Genomic DNA, 16272 nt, shown 5'->3' with positions numbered 1-16272 from the left:
GGTTTGAAATTAAAGAGATTCGTAGAGGGGCTATAGCTCAGCTGGGAGAGCGCCTCGCTGGCAGCGAGGAGGTCTGCGGTTCGATCCCGCATAGCTCCACCATTTCTAAATGTATTTATTAATAAAGATATTAATGAGTATGCTTAGAAATGGTTCATCTAGTAATATATGAATCTGCTCTTTAACAATTTGGAAAGCTGACGAAATAATAAATTTCAATTTTTATTATTTCACCAAAAGTTCTCAATCTTATCTTTTAAGATAAGTAAACAAACACACATTTAAGTGTCTTGGCGTTTAATTACTAAGTAATTAAACGTATCTATTGAGTCCGGCAATCGATATTTAGATTAACCCTCTAAATATCAAAAACAAATCTTATTTAGTTGTCATACACTAAAAATCTTAAGATATGTTTTTTAGACAGATTTGGCAGTTAATACAAGGCAAGGATAGAAATTGTCGCTGGGAACATAGTTCATCTATGTGACCAAGCAATTTTTAGACTTAACGACGTAGTAACAAACAAATCGAACTAAAAAAACTTTTTAGGGTTGTATGGTTAAGTGAATAAGCGTACACGGCGAATGCCTTGGCAGTCAGAGGCGATGAAGGACGTATTAACTTGCGATAAGCCCAGATTAGGTAGTAAAAACCACTTGAGTCTGGGATTTCCGAATGGGGAAACCCACATGCATAAGCATGTATCATTAACTGAATACATAGGTTAATGAGGCGAACCGGGGGAACTGAAACATCTAAGTACCCCGAGGAGAAGAAATCAACCGAGATTCTGAAAGTAGCGGCGAGCGAAATCGGATTAGCCCTTAAGCTTTTGATGAGGCAGGTGAACAAGCTGGAAAGCTTGGCGATACAGGGTGATAGCCCCGTAACCAACACCTCATAATCAGTGAAATCGAGTAAGGCGGGGCACGTGAAACCTTGTCTGAACATGGGGGGACCATCCTCCAAGGCTAAATACTACTGACTGACCGATAGTGAACCAGTACCGTGAGGGAAAGGCGAAAAGAACCCCTGTGAGGGGAGTGAAATAGAACCTGAAACCGTGTACGTACAAGCAGTAGGAGCACCTTCGTGGTGTGACTGCGTACCTTTTGTATAATGGGTCAGCGACTTATATTTAGTAGCAAGGTTAACCGTTTAGGGGAGCCGTAGGGAAACCGAGTCTTAACTGGGCGTCGAGTTGCTAGGTATAGACCCGAAACCAGGTGATCTAGCCATGGGCAGGTTGAAGGTTGAGTAACATCAACTGGAGGACCGAACCGACTAATGTTGAAAAATTAGCGGATGACTTGTGGCTAGGGGTGAAAGGCCAATCAAACCTGGAGATAGCTGGTTCTCCCCGAAAGCTATTTAGGTAGCGCCTCGGATGAATACTACTGGGGGTAGAGCACTGTTAAGGCTAGGGGGTCATCCCGACTTACCAACCCTTTGCAAACTCCGAATACCAGTAAGTACTATCCGGGAGACACACGGCGGGTGCTAACGTCCGTCGTGGAGAGGGAAACAACCCAGACCGCCAGCTAAGGTCCCAAATTATAGCTAAGTGGGAAACGATGTGGGAAGGCTAAAACAGCTAGGATGTTGGCTTAGAAGCAGCCATCATTTAAAGAAAGCGTAATAGCTCACTAGTCGAGTCGGCCTGCGCGGAAGATGTAACGGGGCTAAGCTATAAACCGAAGCTGCGGCTGCATATTCTTACGAATATGCGGGGTAGGGGAGCGTTCTGTAAGCCGTTGAAGGTGGTCTGTAAGGGCTGCTGGAGGTATCAGAAGTGCGAATGCTGACATGAGTAACGATAAAGGGAGTGAAAAACTCCCTCGCCGGAAGACCAAGGGTTCCTGTCCAACGTTAATCGGGGCAGGGTAAGTCGACCCCTAAGGCGAGGCAGAAATGCGTAGTCGATGGGAAACGGGTTAATATTCCCGTACTTCTTACAATTGCGATGGGGGGACGGAGAAGGCTAGGTGGGCCTGGCGATGGTTGTCCAGGTTCAAGTGCGTAGGCTAATTTCTTAGGTAAATCCGGGAAATTGTTAGGCTGAGACACGACGTCGAGCACCCAAGGGTGTGAAGTCATTGATGCCATGCTTCCAGGAAAAGCCTCTAAGCTTCAGATTGTAAGGAATCGTACCCCAAACCGACACAGGTGGTCGGGTAGAGAATACCAAGGCGCTTGAGAGAACTCGGGTGAAGGAACTAGGCAAAATGGTACCGTAACTTCGGGAGAAGGTACGCTCTTAGCGGTGATGAGACTTGCTCTCTAAGCTGCCGAGAGTCGCAGATACCAGGTGGCTGCAACTGTTTATTAAAAACACAGCACTGTGCAAAATCGTAAGATGACGTATACGGTGTGACGCCTGCCCGGTGCCGGAAGGTTAATTGATGGGGTTAGACTTCGGTCGAAGCTCTTGATCGAAGCCCCGGTAAACGGCGGCCGTAACTATAACGGTCCTAAGGTAGCGAAATTCCTTGTCGGGTAAGTTCCGACCTGCACGAATGGCGTAATGATGGCCACGCTGTCTCCACCCGAGACTCAGTGAAATTGAAATCGCTGTGAAGATGCAGTGTACCCGCGGCTAGACGGAAAGACCCCGTGAACCTTTACTACAGCTTGGCACTGAACATTGACCCTACATGTGTAGGATAGGTGGGAGACTTTGAAGCGCAGTCGCTAGATTGCGTGGAGTCAACCTTGAAATACCACCCTTGTATGCTTGATGTTCTAACTTAGCCCCATTATCTGGGGTGAGGACAGTGCCTGGTGGGTAGTTTGACTGGGGCGGTCTCCTCCCAAAGAGTAACGGAGGAGCACGAAGGTGGGCTAATCACGGTTGGACATCGTGAGGTTAGTGCAATGGCATAAGCCCGCTTGACTGCGAGAATGACAATTCGAGCAGGTGCGAAAGCAGGTCATAGTGATCCGGTGGTTCTGAATGGAAGGGCCATCGCTCAACGGATAAAAGGTACTCCGGGGATAACAGGCTGATACCGCCCAAGAGTTCATATCGACGGCGGTGTTTGGCACCTCGATGTCGGCTCATCACATCCTGGGGCTGAAGTCGGTCCCAAGGGTATGGCTGTTCGCCATTTAAAGTGGTACGCGAGCTGGGTTTAGAACGTCGTGAGACAGTTCGGTCCCTATCTGCCGTGGGCGTTGGAAGATTGAAGGGGGCTGCTCCTAGTACGAGAGGACCGGAGTGGACGAACCTCTGGTGTTCGGGTTGTCATGCCAATGGCATTGCCCGGTAGCTAAGTTCGGAATCGATAACCGCTGAAAGCATCTAAGCGGGAAGCGAGCCCTAAGATGAGTCTTCCCTGGCACTTTAAGTGTCCTAAAGGGTTGTTCGAGACTAGAACGTTGATAGGCAGGGTGTGTAAGCGTTGTGAGGCGTTGAGCTAACCTGTACTAATTGCCCGTGAGGCTTAACCATACAACACCTAAAAAGTTTTGTAGTTGGATTGAATAGAAACACTTGAATGTAGTGTTAGAGAATTTTTTCTTTAAAAAGAAATAACAGCTTTCCGAATTAAAGAATTTACTTGGCGACCATAGCATTATGGACCCACCTGATCCCATGCCGAACTCAGAAGTGAAACGTAATAGCGCCGATGGTAGTGTGGGGTTTCCCCATGTGAGAGTAGGACATCGCCAGGTTCTTTTAATTGTTTTCAGATTTTAATAAAAATCTAAAAGCAAAAAAACAATAAAGCAGTTTAAGTAAGACTTTATTGTGCACCAAATTAGTTGCGGAGTGGTAGTTCAGTTGGTTAGAATACCGGCCTGTCACGCCGGGGGTCGCGGGTTCGAGTCCCGTCCACTCCGCCACTTATTAGAAAGCCTGATTCGGAAGAGTCAGGCTTTTTTTGTTTGTATAAAATTAAGTAAAAAGAAGTGGTAGTTCAGTTGGTTAGCTTTTTACCTAGAGCAGGCCGGCCCGTCACGCCGAGGGTCGCGCCAAGCGGGTATTAGGGAGTCCCGTCCACTGAGCCACTCTTCTTTTATAAACAAATAGCAGAAACCTGATTCGAAAGAGTCAGGTTTTTTTTCGTCTGTAGAAAAGTAAATAACCAAGGTACAGTCAATATTTATACTTGATAAAAATAGTCGGATTTTTCATCTAACGAAAATCAAACTATATGATATACTGTATAAAAGTGATAAAATACACAGTTTTATACAGTAGGTTGTTTTATGACAGGGGCAGGTCACTATCAAAGTGGTGTAGCGGCATCAATGTTTCCGTTCGCAGTATGTTACAAGTATCAACTACCGCTTATCGTATATCTGGTAATGTTTATTGCTTGCTTGTTAGGTGTTACAGCGCCAGATTACTTAGAGATACGTCGTAGCAAACGGGTGAATTATGGTTTGTTTGGGCGTAAGACAAAGACGATCACACGAACGATGCTAACCCATAGAGGGATCACACATACCATTTCCTTATGGTTGATTGCTACATGGTGGTTCTATACTCAAGCGATTCAACCTCAAGTATTTTGGCCAATGATAGGGTTTAGCTTTGGCTTTGCATATTGTTATGGCGCAGTGATTCACTTACTTGGTGATTTCCCAAATAAGCAAGGGATCCCTTTTTTACCATTTGGGCGCAAGTATTGCCTTAATTGGTGGAAGAGTTCAAAGTACGAGTGGTTCGCAAATATTTGTCTAGCATGTATTGTATTAATTTGTACTTTGTATTACTTAGGGCGCTCGGACTTTTTATCGCTTTCACATATTCTTAATTAAAATGGACTTGAGCACAAAAGCTGTGCTCATTTTCTATAATCTTAAATTGCCAACCTTGTCGGTCACAAATTCTCTCTACAATAACAAGGCCACAGCCATAGCCAGCATTGTAAATTTCATTCCCATCATGACGATTCGTCACTTCTAGACATGTATTATTTAAATCGATCTTAATATCTCCAATACTATAGCTAAAAGCGTTTTTAATCAGGTTATTCATGATAATCATAATAAAACTTTTCGGTGCATAGACATCAGCATCTTGCTTAACATCTAAGTGATAACTAGCATTTTGTTTTGCAAAAAGTCCTGCAAGTTGATCTAATTCTTGAGTTAAAAGATTATGCAATGAATGGGTATCGAAATGATGATCTTCTATCTCTTCTTTGCCTAAGAGCAAGAAAGTCTCGGTTAATACTTTCATTTCTTCACTTGCCAGTTGCATCCGCTTAATCGCGCGTTTGGCAACATTAGGTTGATCTGGAATCTTAGTTAAAATATCCGTTGATCCTTTGATCACCATGATTGGCGTTCTTAACTCATGCGAAGAAAATCGGCTAAACTCTTTTTCTCGTTGGAAGAACTTGGCAATACTTTGTTTATTTTCTAATAGTGCTTGCTCAATCATATATGTTTCTTGATAGGGTGAATCCAGTTCAAAATCAGGTATATTAGGAGACATCTGATTAATTTTTGTTTTTATATTATTTAATGGGCGAGCAATACTACGGACGAAAAAGATCCCATAAATAGCGACAAGCAAGGTTAAGAAAGATCCAAATAAGAAGGTATATAAGTGTAGATTATCTTCATACTGATCTAGATAGTCATCCGCATCATCTTGAAAGAGCAAATACATTAAGCCTTTACCTGATGGGTGCGGATAAACAATAAAATGCTTATCTTCTTCGCCGAGTAAGTGTTCATAAAAACCCGGCGTTTGGTATTCACGTAGCCAAGTTGGGATTGGAGTTTGTGACCAGTAACTTAAAAATTCAGCTTCATTTGGTAAACGTGCTTTTATGCCATCTTCTTGATAGCGCTCAACATAGTGCTGGGCTTCAGTATCTAACCAGTGATGCAAGCTTATCACTTCAAGTTGGCTTTCTGCGATATATATAAGACTCCAGAAAATACCAAAAAAGGCCACCGCAGAGATCAAGAAGCGACGACGAATCAGTTTTAATAAGCTTGGCAACTCACGAGTATTTTGATTGGGCATAATTCTTAATCTTGTTTTAAGCGGTAGCCTTGACCATGAATAGTTTCAAGGCGTGAGGTTTCAAAGTTTTTATCTAAGGCATTGCGTAACCCATAAATATGGCTGCGTAGTGCATCACTTGAAGGGGTTTGCTCCCCCCATACGGCATAAGTAACTTCTTGGCGAGAAACAATATTCGGTGCATTCTTGAGTAGTACTTGTAGAATTTTGAACTGAATTTGACTTAGTTTTAAAACTTGATCTTTGCGTGTGGCTTGTTCTGTTTGAGTATTTAGTTTGATATCTGCAAAGCAAATCTCGCCTATATCTTGCCTTGGACCACGACTATTAAGTGCAAGCAAGCGTAAATGAAGCTCTTCCATCGCAAAAGGCTTTAATAAATAATCATCTCCACCAGCTTGAAAAGCTGCCACTTTATCATCGAGATGATCCTTGGCAGTGAGGAATAAAATTGGTGTATTGCAAAATAGCTCTTCGCGTAGCCTTTTGACAGCTGTAATACCATCGACTTTTGGCATCATGATGTCCATAATGATCACATCAAAATGCTGATCTTTAAGTATTTCTAAGGCTGCTTCACCATGGTAAGCAAAGTCAACATCAATGCCTTCTAGCTCTAAATAATCAGCAATAGTTTCAGAGACATTATAATTATCATCAACAATTAGTACTTTCATATACATTCTTCACGTTTGCTTCACACTGTAAGAGGTATAGTTTATCTCATTAAGAAGTACTGAGTTAGTGATTGAGGGTTAATCAAGTGAAAAAAATATATCTAGTGACAAGTTTAGCCTTTGCATCCTTTGCTTGTGCTGCTCAAGGTGGTTTTCAAGGCCCTAAAGCGGATTTGAGTCAAAATCTTCAAGGTGGTTTTAAAGGCCCGAGTAAGGTATCTAAATACTTAGTTTCAGATCTAAAAAATATGCCAGAAGACAGTTTTGTGCGCTTAGAAGGTTCTATTTTAGAATCACTTGGCAATGAAGAATATAGATTTCAAGATCAAAGTGGGGACCTAATCATCGAAGTTGACCATGATGATTGGAATGGATTAACGGTTCTACCTGAAACGCCTGTTATTATCGAAGGTGAAGTAGAGGTAGAGCGTGGTGAATTACAAGTTGAAGTTGAACATATCCAACTTTCTCAATAAAAGAATATAAAGGTGAACAACATGAAAAAATTTCTTGCAGCGACGATGGTTTTATTTTCTGCAGCAACATTTGCAAATACGGCAGAGCAAACAACAACGGGTGGCTTCCAAGGTCCATCTTCAAACCGTTATGAAATGACAGTTAAACAAGCACTTGATCTAAGTGATGATGACAAGGTTTCACTAACAGGTTATATCACTGAATCATTAGGTGATGAGAAGTATACATTTAAAGATGAGACGGCATCAATTGTTATCGATATTGATAATGATGATTGGAATGGTCTGACAGTGACGCCTGATATGAAAGTCAATATCCAAGGTGAAATCGACAAAGATTTAATGCGTGAATATAAAGTTGATGTAGATGTTATTAATGTTGTGAAATAAGCACCATCAGTTTTAAAAGCTAATTATATCAAGCTAGTTTGGATGTTCTGAACTAGCTTTTTAGTATCTATAAGGCGCGTTTAGAGTTTATTTTTACTTAATTTTATATTAGCTGAGGTTGGATAAAGAATGACTTCAGATTGACTGCAGATATCTTGCAGTGAGCGCTTTGGTCGCGTGAATAGGATAGTTAAGTTACCTAATCCAAATAGTGAACTAATGCAGCGGAGCAGAGCCTGCTTGGTATTTATATTGGTGCCATCTTTGTTTTGTACTCTAAGCTGCCATGCTCGCATCCCAAGGGTTTGCCCCTTACGCCAAAAGCTAATAAAAAAGCCAAGCCAAACAAAAAGTAAATAAAATTGAAACAGCCAATGAGCAATAGGGTGGTTGGATAGAAAATCTGATACATCTTGATAATGGCCATATGAAAAAATATTTGCTGCATGCAGGGCTTCAAGCAAGGCAACGATGATACCAGCGGACATCATTAATAAAGCGATTAAAAGTAGCCCATCATAAAAAAGTGCAGCCAGGCGACGTATGAATCCTGCAGTTTGACCATACTTTAAAGCTTTCATCCTAATCCTTAAATTTTACTATTATTTCATCAGGATATAAGTTATCGCCAAAGCTGGAAAGAGATCTAGCACGTAAAACGAATAATTATGGTGAAAATATCAACATTCAAACATTTTTTGCTAAGAAAAACTTGCACACTAAGCTTTGATACGTATAATCAATTTCATCAAAGCAAATCATGTATTTGCAGATGCCGGTGTGGTGAAATTGGTATACACGACGGATTCAAAATCCGTTGCCTTCGGGCGTGGCGGTTCAAGTCCGCCCACCGGTACCATATTTTTTTAAGTTGTCTAGTCAACAACTTAGATTGACTTACTAATAAGTCACAATGATTGAATCCCTATACATTAAACGCACTTCGCGGTGCAAAAGAGTGTAAGGGATTTTTTTATGCCTAAATTTTGTCTAATTCGATCTCATTTCCTTATTTCTTCTTTCGTCTCTATTTTCCTTTTATTCATTATATTCTAGCCTTCGTATATGAATTATAGGTATAGGCTTTATTGATCTATTTTAAATTAGGTAGTATTTATTTATATACAGGCTCAAAGAGAAAAATATTCTCCTGGATGCTTAAAATAGAGGTGATTGAGCAAAAACTTTCTCCCTTATGTAGGTTAAATTATCTATATACCACTTGTTATCTTAAATCGGCAAGATGTTGGTAAATAGAATAAAAATACATAAGGGAGATTTCGATGCAACATGACCGTACTTGGGTAAATCAAGCGATTCGTAAAATAGAAGCAGATTTTCAGCGCTCAGCAGATACGCATCTAATCAAAATCGAACTTGAAGAGTTTCCTGAGATCGATTTTTATCTAAAAGATGAAAGTACGCATCCGACAGGCTCACTCAAACATCGCTTAGCTCGCTCGCTATTCTTATATGGATTAAGTAATGGTTGGATTGGTCCAAAGACGACTATTATCGAATCCTCATCTGGCAGTACTGCTGTTTCTGAAGCTTATTTTGCACGTCTACTTGGCCTTCCTTTTATTGCTGTGATGCCAAAAACCACTGCTAGCAAAAAAATCCAACAGATTGAATTTTATGGTGGTAAAACCCATTTGGTGGATAGTTCAGATCAAATCTATGCCGAGTCACGCCGCTTAGCATCTGAGCTTAATGGGCATTATATGGATCAGTTTACCTATGCTGAACGTGCCACTGACTGGCGTGGGAATAACAATATTGCTGATAGCATTTATCATCAAATGGCGCTTGAAGAATATCCGATCCCTGAATGGATTGTGATGAGCGCAGGCACAGGTGGTAATTCAGCAACGATTGGGCGTTTTATTCGTTATCAAAAGTATGAGACTAAGCTTTGCGTGGTCGATCCTGAAAATTCAGTTTTTCATGAGTATTATAAAACTGGCAATGCCAATTTAACCTTAGATAAAGGCAGCAAAATTGAAGGTATAGGACGACCGCGAGTCGAACCAAGTTTTATCCCCAACGTAGTCGATCGCATGTATACGATCTTAGATAAAGATAGCGTTGAAATGATGCTTAAGCTCGAAGCTATTTTAGGTAAAAAAGTTGGGCCTTCAACGGGCACCAATATTTGTGGCGTCATCAAACTTGCTAAAGAAATGCAAGCAGAAGGGAAAAAAGGTTCGATTGTGACCTTGCTGTGTGACAGTGGTGAGCGTTATTTAGATTGCTATTACAACGAAGAATGGCGCCGCAAAAATATTAATAATTGGGGCGCTTAAGCTTGGTTTAGTTGTTGCTTTAATCCTGATCCCAATATACAGGTGCTTGATAGCATTTAACTAAATAATCAATAAATACCCTAACTTTTGGCGCGAGCAGTCGAGAGCTAGGGTATACCGCCCAAATCCCGTAATCCGAAGCTAATGGGTAATCCTTTAAAACTTGGATCAGGCGACCTTCTTTTAGCTCCTTGTAGGAGCTCCACCTTGAATTAATTGAAAGCCCAAGCCCATCACAAGTGGCATCACGCATTGCATCCCCATTGTCGGTTTTAAAACGTCCGCGAGTTTTAATATTCATCAGACCGCATTTGGTTTGAAAGCTCCACGTTTCCCCGCCGGTTAAGTTTATACATTGATGATCTTTAAGATCTTTCGGGCATTTGGGTTCACCATATTTTTCTATGTATTCAGGAGAGGCGCAGATAATTCGTTTATCATTTGCAAGTTTGCGCGCAACAAGGGTCGAATCTTTAAGATCGGCATTACGTATCGCTAAATCAAACCCACCTTGAACAAGATCCATAATCGTATCGCTTAACCTTAGGTCGATATCCAACTCAGGGTATTGGCTCAAGAAGTCTTTCACAATAGGTTGCAAGTGTAGGCGTGCAAAAGTTGAAGGTGCGGTGATGCGCAGCGTACCGGTTGGCGATGTATCTCCGACACCGAGGGCACTTTTGGCTGCTTCGACATTGGCGATAATGTTTTCGGCATGCGGCAGAAAGTCTTGTCCTTCTTGAGTTAAGGAAACACTTCGTGTGGTACGCGAGATAAGTCGAACATTTAAGCTTTGCTCAAGCTTAGTTAAATGTGCGCTGGCAACAGCTGGTGACAGACCTAGAGTTTGCCCAGCTTGGCTAATGTTTTGAATTGCAGCAAGGCGCACAAATAGACGTAGATGCTCAATGTTCATAAAGGTAGACTCGCTCGTATTTATTTCCTTATAGCATATCAGGGCTTCATTGATTATCAATAAAAACTAAAAAGTGATTTAATATATTCAGAGATTATCAATACACTCAAATTATATATGATGCATATATTCAAACTTATAGTTAAAAGGGTTTTTTATGTCGCATCCAATTATTGAAGAGTTAAATTCGCGTTATACAGCAAAAAAATATGATTCAAGTAAACGTATCTCTGCGGAAGATATGGAAGTGATCAAGGAAACATTGCGTTTATCTGCATCTTCTATCAACTCACAACCTTGGAAATTTATCGTTTTAGAGTCAGATGAAGCTAAGCAGAAATTTCATGATACATATGCGAACATGCATCAGTTTAACCAACCGCATGCCAAAGAAGCGTCTCATACCATTCTATTTGCTTATGATCCTTATTTTAATAAAGAAAAACTTGCAAAACGTGCAGATGCAGAAGTCACTTCTGGGCACTTAGCACCTGATATGTACGATACCTTTGTGAATTCTTACTTTGGCTTTGTTGAAGCTAATAGTGATGAAAAAGGTTATAACGGTGAGTGGACTCGTTCTCAGCTTTATTTAGCATTAGGTAATTTGATGCATACATTGATGCGTTTAGGTATTGACTCAACAGCAATGGAAGGTATTGATACGAAACTTGTTGGAGAGGCATTTGCAGCAGATCTTGAAGGTCATGTTTGCCCTGTGGCATTGGCTATAGGCTACCACCTTGAAGGTGAGGATTATAACAAGCCTTTGCCAAAAGCTCGTCTTGCTCAAGAAGATGTGCTTGTAACCTTATAAGAGAATTTCTTATATAATTAGTATATAAATGGACACCCATACTTTGAGTTTTCAAATGTGGGTGTCCTTTTGCTTTGTATAGGGTTGAAATCTTGAATTATCAATAAAATCTAAAAAGTGATTTAATATAATTGGCTATTATCAATGAATCAAAATGCTATATGATACACGCATCTCAACTTTATAGTGAAAAGGTTCCATTATGTCTCATCAAATTATTACTGATCTTAACGCACGTTATACTGCAAAAAAATATGATCCATCAAAACGTATCAGCGCTGAAGATATGCAAGTAATTAAAGAAGCTTTGCGTTTGTCTGCGTCATCGATTAACTCACAGCCATGGAAATTTATCATCTTAGAATCAGATGAAGCGAAACAACGTTTCCATGATACATATGCGAATATGCACCAGTTTAACCAGCCGCATGCCAAAGCAGCCTCGCACACTATTTTGTTTGCGCATGATCCTAAATTCACCAAAGAGAAGTTTGCGAAACGTGTTGATGCTGAAGTTACTTCAGGTCACTTACCTGCAGATATGTACGATGCATTCATGGGCGCTTATGCTTTTGCTGAAGCGAATACAGATGAAGCTGGTATGAACGCACAATGGACTAAAAACCAAGTTTATATCGCATTGGGCAACATTATGCACACACTTGCACGCCTTGGCATTGACTCAACTGCAATGGAAGGGATTGACGCGAAACTTGTGACTGAAACTTTCGCCAAAGAGCTTGATGGCCATGTTTGTGAAGTTGCACTGGCAATTGGTTATCACCAAGATGGTGAAGACTATAACCACGGTCTACCCAAAGCACGTCTAGCAATGGAAGAAATCATCGAAACTATCTAAGACGACGAGTGATTCTCGGCTCTTTAAAGAGCAATGCGTCTTGAAAAGGGGCACCTAGGTTTGAATATTCAAATCGGGTGTCCCTTTTTATTTGTTTATATCTAGTAAAAACGCTTTCTTCTATGCTTAAATGATTGCGTTCTAATTTCTATATTGATCAAATTGAAAGGAGTTCCAATGTCTATAGTAGAAGCTGCTAAAGCGCGTTATTCAACGAAAGCCTTTGATCCAACTAAGACTTTAACTAATGAACAAATCCAAGAGCTAAAAGATTTGGTACGCATGAGCGCCTCAAGTGTTAACTCTCAGCCTTGGCATTTTATTCTTGCCGGCACGAAGGAAGGAAAAGCGCGCATCGCTAAAGCGACCCAAGATCAATATGGGTTCAATAATGCAAAAGTTTTAAATGCTTCGCATGTTTTTGTCTTTTGTACCAAAACGCAAATTGATAATCAGTATTTAGATGCATTATTAGCACAAGAAGATAAAGATGGCCGTTTTGCTAATCCTGAATTAAAACAAACCGTTGCAGCAGGGCGTAAGTTTTTTGTCGGTCTACACAATGAAGAGTTAAAGGATGCGCCAGAGTGGATGGAAAAACAGGTCTATTTAAATGCAGGGACTTTGCTTTTAGGCGCATCTGCTATCGGCGTGGACGCTGTGCCAATTGAAGGTTTTGATAAAGAGATTTTAGATAAAGAATTTGGCTTGGCGCAAAAGGGCTTAAAATCAAGTGTGATCGTAGCTGTCGGTTATCGTAGTGAAGATGATTTTAATGCTAAATTGCCAAAATCACGCTGGGGTGAATCGCAGGTATTTACTGAGATCTAAGACGTAATAGCTTTCTCTGGAAATAAAATAAAGGACACCCATGTATTAAGATTTAAAATATGGGAGTCCTTTTTGTTGTGTTACGTTTGTAGGATTTTAGGCTTCATAATGCGTCAGCCAATCTTTTAACACCGTGATATCTGTACGATAGTTGGTTTTAATCTCATCCACCCAGCTTGAAATATTTCCCCACCACATTGGCTCTTCAGGTGTTTGCGCTTTTTGCGCGACTTGCTGAATATGCTTTAAGCCAATTGCACTGGCTGCACCTTTAATTTTGTGCGCCTCAGAGGTTATCCCAGCTTGATCTTCAGACAGAAGGTTCGAGTCTAAGATTTCAATATATTCAGGCATCATTTTTTCAAACATTGCAATGCTTTCATAAACAGGCGTTTTACCGACGATCTCAATATAAGAGGTTAACATATCGATATCTAAGAGTTTGTCCCAAAGTTTTTCTTGCTTGCTTTTAGCTGATGGCTGCTGATTGGTTGAGCTAGATTCTACTTTGCTAGCTGTATTTTCATTTTGTTTATCTGCTAAGGCTCTAAAAGTTACATCGTTATGCTTATATTTATTATTAATACAAAGATCGACAACTTGTCTAATCGATGAAACCGATAGCGGCTTACTGATCACATCATTCATACCTTGTTCTAAATACAGCTTTTTGTCTTTCATCACATTCGCGGTTAAGGCGACGATTGGTGGCAACTCACTAAAGTTGCTGCGCAAGTGGGATGCAATATCGAAACCTGTCATATCTGGCAATTGAATATCAAGCAAGATCAAATCATAGTTTTCAGGTTGAAGGTTATCAATTGCTTCTTGACCAAGCATAGCAACATCAACAGTATGCCCCATTTTCTCTAAAATCGAGCGTGCGACTGTAATATTGAGCTCAACATCTTCGACCATATAAATGCGTAAGCTTTGTTTAGATAGGGTATGGTTGTCTTCGATTAATTTTTCGATCTTCGCGATAGGCAAGCGTACATGAACCGTGAAGGTACTGCCAAAGCCTTCTTCACTTATCACATCAATATGCCCGCCCATACGGCGAATCAGCTCTTGAGAGACGGCAAGGCCAATCCCTGTACCGACTGCATGTAAGTTGTCCTTGCCAGATTTGACTTGATAATACATAGCAAAAATATTATCGATTTCAGACTCTGGAATACCGACTCCGGTATCTTCAATTTCAATTTCAATTGCAGCAAATTCATCATCAAAATCTGAACTAACATTAATACTTACGCCACCTTCTTTAGTGAACTTAATCGCATTACTGATAAGGTTCCAAAGCACTTGGCGAAAGCGTGTGGCATCCACATAAATGCCTTCGGGCAACAGTGATAATCTTTCTAAATCAAAGCGTAAGCCTTTTTGCTGAGCCATTAGTGAGGAGATACTTTCGATTTCATCGACAAATACAGGAAAATCAATCGGCTCAGGGAATAACTCTAAGCGGCTACGATCATGCTTATCTAAATCAATAATATCGTTAAAAATATGCCCGAGGGTAACCGCGCTAACATGAATAGTTTGCATGTGTTTTTGCTGCTCTTGGCTCAGATTTGATTCCAGCAGCATACGGCTTAAACCGACAATTCCATTAAGTGGGGTGCGCAGCTCATGACTAATAGTTGAGATAAAGGTGGTTTTATCGCGGCTGGCTTTTTCCAGTGCATCTTGATAAACCTTGTGCTGGGTAATATCACGCCCAAAGCCTACCAAACCCATATGTTGGCCCGCTTTATTATAAAGAGGCAATTTTCGGAACTCGAAGTATGCTTTTTTACCTGTAGGGTATTCAAGCCAAAAGTCATAGGTCGCTTCTTGGCCTTCGACAACGAGTTTATCGGTTTTGGTGACAGTTACGGCGACATCAGTTGGATAAATATCTTCAGGTTTTAAGCCGATAAGGTCGCTTTCGGTTTTTCCTGTTAGCTCCTCAAATGCTTTATTACAGCCTGAAAACTCGCCTTTGGTATTGCGATAATAAATGACATCTGGCGAGGCATCTAAAAAGGAGCGCATTAAAGTACTTTGACGGCTGAGCTCGTATTGAGTTTTTTCACGCTCAAAGACTTCATTTTCTAAATCTGTCATCATGCCTTGCAAGGCTTGCTCAGCTTTTTTTCTATCTTCAATTTCTTGGTTTAGTTTATGAATATTCTCTTTGAGTTGATCGTTTCGCTCAATGTCTCGCAGTCGCAGTTGGCGCAGTTCAACAACCATAGATTTTAAGCGTCGGCGTGAATCTTCAAGCTGCTCGACGACAACGGTTAAAAAGTATACCGCCCAAGGGGTGATGATGAGGCCAAAGAAAACCGAACGGATAATATCGACGTCAGAGACGCGGCCTTTTAACACCATAGTGACAGAGACTTGGATGACCACAGCGAGCGCCACCAAGATAAAGGCTAATAGCATAGAGAAGCGTACTAAGCCTAGCTTTACTAAAAGATCGACATAATATTGCGCCAAACGCTTTAATGGCTTCATTGAAATACCTTAGTTATTGAGGGAGCATTTAGATCTGACACCAAATAACGTAAAAAAACAACCAAAACAATCTTAGTAACCATACATAAAATACGGCTTATTTAGATTTCAATGATGTTTTATGTGTTTTTTATGCTTAATTATTTAGTATAATGGCATTTACTCCTTTGCGTAGCTATAATTATTCATAATAGCTTGCAAAAAAGTTAGCATTTTTTTAAAGTTTAGTTGGAATTTAACAAACATAATTGTAGGATGTTTGAACGGCTGTATATTGTAAGGTACAAACTTACATTTATAGTAGTTACTACGGCTTCGGATAAATCTTGTATTCAAGCCCCGAGTATTATACTAATCTCCTAAATATAATATAAAACAGTCCGCACCCAACACAACAAAAACTAGATGAAATGCCTTCTCTGTTTAACCTTTGTGGTCTAACAGGGATTTTGTGCCCTCTAAAGTCAGAGCAATGACTCCTAGAGGTTGATGAAAAGAGG

Annotated in this window: 12 protein-coding genes, 3 tRNA genes and 2 rRNA genes; 12 read left to right on the top strand and 5 right to left on the bottom strand. The window is 40.6% G+C overall.

Features of this window, described 5'->3' with window-relative positions:
- The first annotated feature begins 26 nt into the window (after nt 1-26).
- The 5 genes from AC2VOY_RS04410 to AC2VOY_RS04390 all read left to right on the top strand — a co-directional run bounded on the left by AC2VOY_RS04410 (nt 27) and on the right by AC2VOY_RS04390 (nt 4770).
- A tRNA-Ala gene (locus tag AC2VOY_RS04410) sits at nt 27-102 on the top strand.
- A 458-nt stretch (nt 103-560) separates the two neighbouring features.
- A 23S ribosomal RNA gene (locus AC2VOY_RS04405) occupies nt 561-3454 on the top strand.
- 108 nt (nt 3455-3562) lie between these two features.
- Nucleotides 3563-3678: ribosomal RNA gene (gene rrf / locus AC2VOY_RS04400) — 5S ribosomal RNA — on the top strand.
- Between the two features lie 94 nt (nt 3679-3772).
- Nucleotides 3773-3849, top strand: a tRNA-Asp gene (locus AC2VOY_RS04395).
- 366 nt (nt 3850-4215) lie between these two features.
- Nucleotides 4216-4770 carry a metal-dependent hydrolase gene (locus tag AC2VOY_RS04390; protein ID WP_491832520.1) on the top strand — a complete coding sequence of 185 codons (555 nt, stop codon included), beginning with the start codon at nt 4216-4218 and terminating at the stop codon, nt 4768-4770.
- Here AC2VOY_RS04390 and AC2VOY_RS04385 read toward each other — a convergent pair.
- Both AC2VOY_RS04385 and AC2VOY_RS04380 read right to left on the bottom strand, forming a co-directional pair.
- A complete protein-coding gene (locus tag AC2VOY_RS04385) occupies nt 4763-5992 on the bottom strand; it encodes a sensor histidine kinase (protein WP_491832518.1) in 1230 nt (409 codons plus the stop codon). The genes AC2VOY_RS04390 and AC2VOY_RS04385 overlap by 8 nt on opposite strands.
- Nucleotides 5993-5997: 5 nt before the next feature.
- Nucleotides 5998-6669: a response regulator transcription factor gene (locus AC2VOY_RS04380; RefSeq protein ID WP_491832516.1), complete on the bottom strand. Its 672-nt coding sequence runs from the start codon at nt 6667-6669 to the stop codon at nt 5998-6000.
- A gap of 86 nt (nt 6670-6755) precedes the next feature.
- On the opposite strand from AC2VOY_RS04380, the gene AC2VOY_RS04375 reads away from it, so the two are divergent.
- Entirely contained in the window at nt 6756-7145 is a 390-nt protein-coding gene (locus AC2VOY_RS04375) for a YgiW/YdeI family stress tolerance OB fold protein (protein ID WP_491832514.1), read from the top strand.
- 21 nt (nt 7146-7166) lie between these two features.
- Nucleotides 7167-7535, top strand: coding sequence for a YgiW/YdeI family stress tolerance OB fold protein (locus AC2VOY_RS04370; protein WP_491832512.1), 369 nt, complete (start codon nt 7167-7169; stop codon nt 7533-7535).
- An 80-nt stretch (nt 7536-7615) separates the two neighbouring features.
- Here the strand turns inward: AC2VOY_RS04370 and AC2VOY_RS04365 are convergent, their stop codons facing one another.
- A complete protein-coding gene (locus tag AC2VOY_RS04365) occupies nt 7616-8116 on the bottom strand; it encodes an RDD family protein (RefSeq protein ID WP_491832511.1) in 501 nt (166 codons plus the stop codon).
- Nucleotides 8117-8309: 193 nt separating this feature from the next.
- Between AC2VOY_RS04365 and AC2VOY_RS04360 the strand changes: the two genes are divergently transcribed.
- Both AC2VOY_RS04360 and AC2VOY_RS04355 read left to right on the top strand, forming a co-directional pair.
- A tRNA-Leu gene (locus AC2VOY_RS04360) sits at nt 8310-8394 on the top strand.
- A 424-nt stretch (nt 8395-8818) separates the two neighbouring features.
- Nucleotides 8819-9841: a PLP-dependent cysteine synthase family protein gene (locus AC2VOY_RS04355; RefSeq protein ID WP_491832510.1), complete on the top strand. Its 1023-nt coding sequence runs from the start codon at nt 8819-8821 to the stop codon at nt 9839-9841.
- Nucleotides 9842-9860: 19 nt separating this feature from the next.
- On the opposite strand, the gene AC2VOY_RS04350 is transcribed toward AC2VOY_RS04355, so the two are convergent.
- Complete coding sequence (locus AC2VOY_RS04350) at nt 9861-10757, bottom strand: LysR family transcriptional regulator (RefSeq protein WP_491832508.1); 897 nt, start codon at nt 10755-10757, stop codon at nt 9861-9863.
- A gap of 157 nt (nt 10758-10914) precedes the next feature.
- Here AC2VOY_RS04350 and AC2VOY_RS04345 point away from each other — a divergent pair, with 157 nt between their 5' ends.
- The 3 genes from AC2VOY_RS04345 (at nt 10915) to nfsB (ending at nt 13264) form a co-directional block, all read left to right on the top strand.
- Entirely contained in the window at nt 10915-11574 is a 660-nt protein-coding gene (locus AC2VOY_RS04345) for an NAD(P)H-dependent oxidoreductase (RefSeq protein WP_491832506.1), read from the top strand.
- Nucleotides 11575-11776: 202 nt separating this feature from the next.
- Nucleotides 11777-12433, top strand: a complete 657-nt coding sequence (locus AC2VOY_RS04340; RefSeq protein WP_491832504.1) for a nitroreductase family protein — start codon at nt 11777-11779, stop codon at nt 12431-12433.
- Nucleotides 12434-12610: 177 nt separating this feature from the next.
- Nucleotides 12611-13264 carry an oxygen-insensitive NAD(P)H nitroreductase gene (gene nfsB, locus AC2VOY_RS04335; protein WP_491832502.1) on the top strand — a complete coding sequence of 218 codons (654 nt, stop codon included), beginning with the start codon at nt 12611-12613 and terminating at the stop codon, nt 13262-13264.
- Between the two features lie 96 nt (nt 13265-13360).
- Here nfsB and arcB read toward each other — a convergent pair whose 3' ends face one another.
- Nucleotides 13361-15772, bottom strand: coding sequence for an aerobic respiration two-component sensor histidine kinase ArcB (gene arcB / locus AC2VOY_RS04330; protein ID WP_491832500.1), 2412 nt, complete (start codon nt 15770-15772; stop codon nt 13361-13363).
- Nucleotides 15773-16272: the final 500 nt, after the last annotated feature.

Source organism: Vibrio sp. KMM 9700, assembly GCF_058545285.1.
The sequence above is the reverse complement of the archived record's forward strand: the minus strand, read 5'-3'. Positions and strand labels throughout refer to the sequence as shown.

What these genes read in the sequence shown, in the direction of transcription:
- AC2VOY_RS04390 (WP_491832520.1), top strand. Translation starts at nt 4,216, where the DNA reads ATGACAGGGGCAGGTCACTATCAAAGTGGTGTAGCGGCATCAATGTTT.
- AC2VOY_RS04385 (WP_491832518.1), bottom strand. Translation starts at nt 5,992, where the DNA reads ATGCCCAATCAAAATACTCGTGAGTTGCCAAGCTTATTAAAACTGATT.
- AC2VOY_RS04380 (WP_491832516.1), bottom strand. Translation starts at nt 6,669, where the DNA reads ATGAAAGTACTAATTGTTGATGATAATTATAATGTCTCTGAAACTATT.
- AC2VOY_RS04370 (WP_491832512.1), top strand. Translation starts at nt 7,167, where the DNA reads ATGAAAAAATTTCTTGCAGCGACGATGGTTTTATTTTCTGCAGCAACA.
- AC2VOY_RS04365 (WP_491832511.1), bottom strand. Translation starts at nt 8,116, where the DNA reads ATGAAAGCTTTAAAGTATGGTCAAACTGCAGGATTCATACGTCGCCTG.
- AC2VOY_RS04355 (WP_491832510.1), top strand. Translation starts at nt 8,819, where the DNA reads ATGCAACATGACCGTACTTGGGTAAATCAAGCGATTCGTAAAATAGAA.
- AC2VOY_RS04350 (WP_491832508.1), bottom strand. Translation starts at nt 10,757, where the DNA reads ATGAACATTGAGCATCTACGTCTATTTGTGCGCCTTGCTGCAATTCAA.
- AC2VOY_RS04345 (WP_491832506.1), top strand. Translation starts at nt 10,915, where the DNA reads ATGTCGCATCCAATTATTGAAGAGTTAAATTCGCGTTATACAGCAAAA.
- AC2VOY_RS04340 (WP_491832504.1), top strand. Translation starts at nt 11,777, where the DNA reads ATGTCTCATCAAATTATTACTGATCTTAACGCACGTTATACTGCAAAA.
- nfsB (WP_491832502.1), top strand. Translation starts at nt 12,611, where the DNA reads ATGTCTATAGTAGAAGCTGCTAAAGCGCGTTATTCAACGAAAGCCTTT.
- arcB (WP_491832500.1), bottom strand. Translation starts at nt 15,772, where the DNA reads ATGAAGCCATTAAAGCGTTTGGCGCAATATTATGTCGATCTTTTAGTA.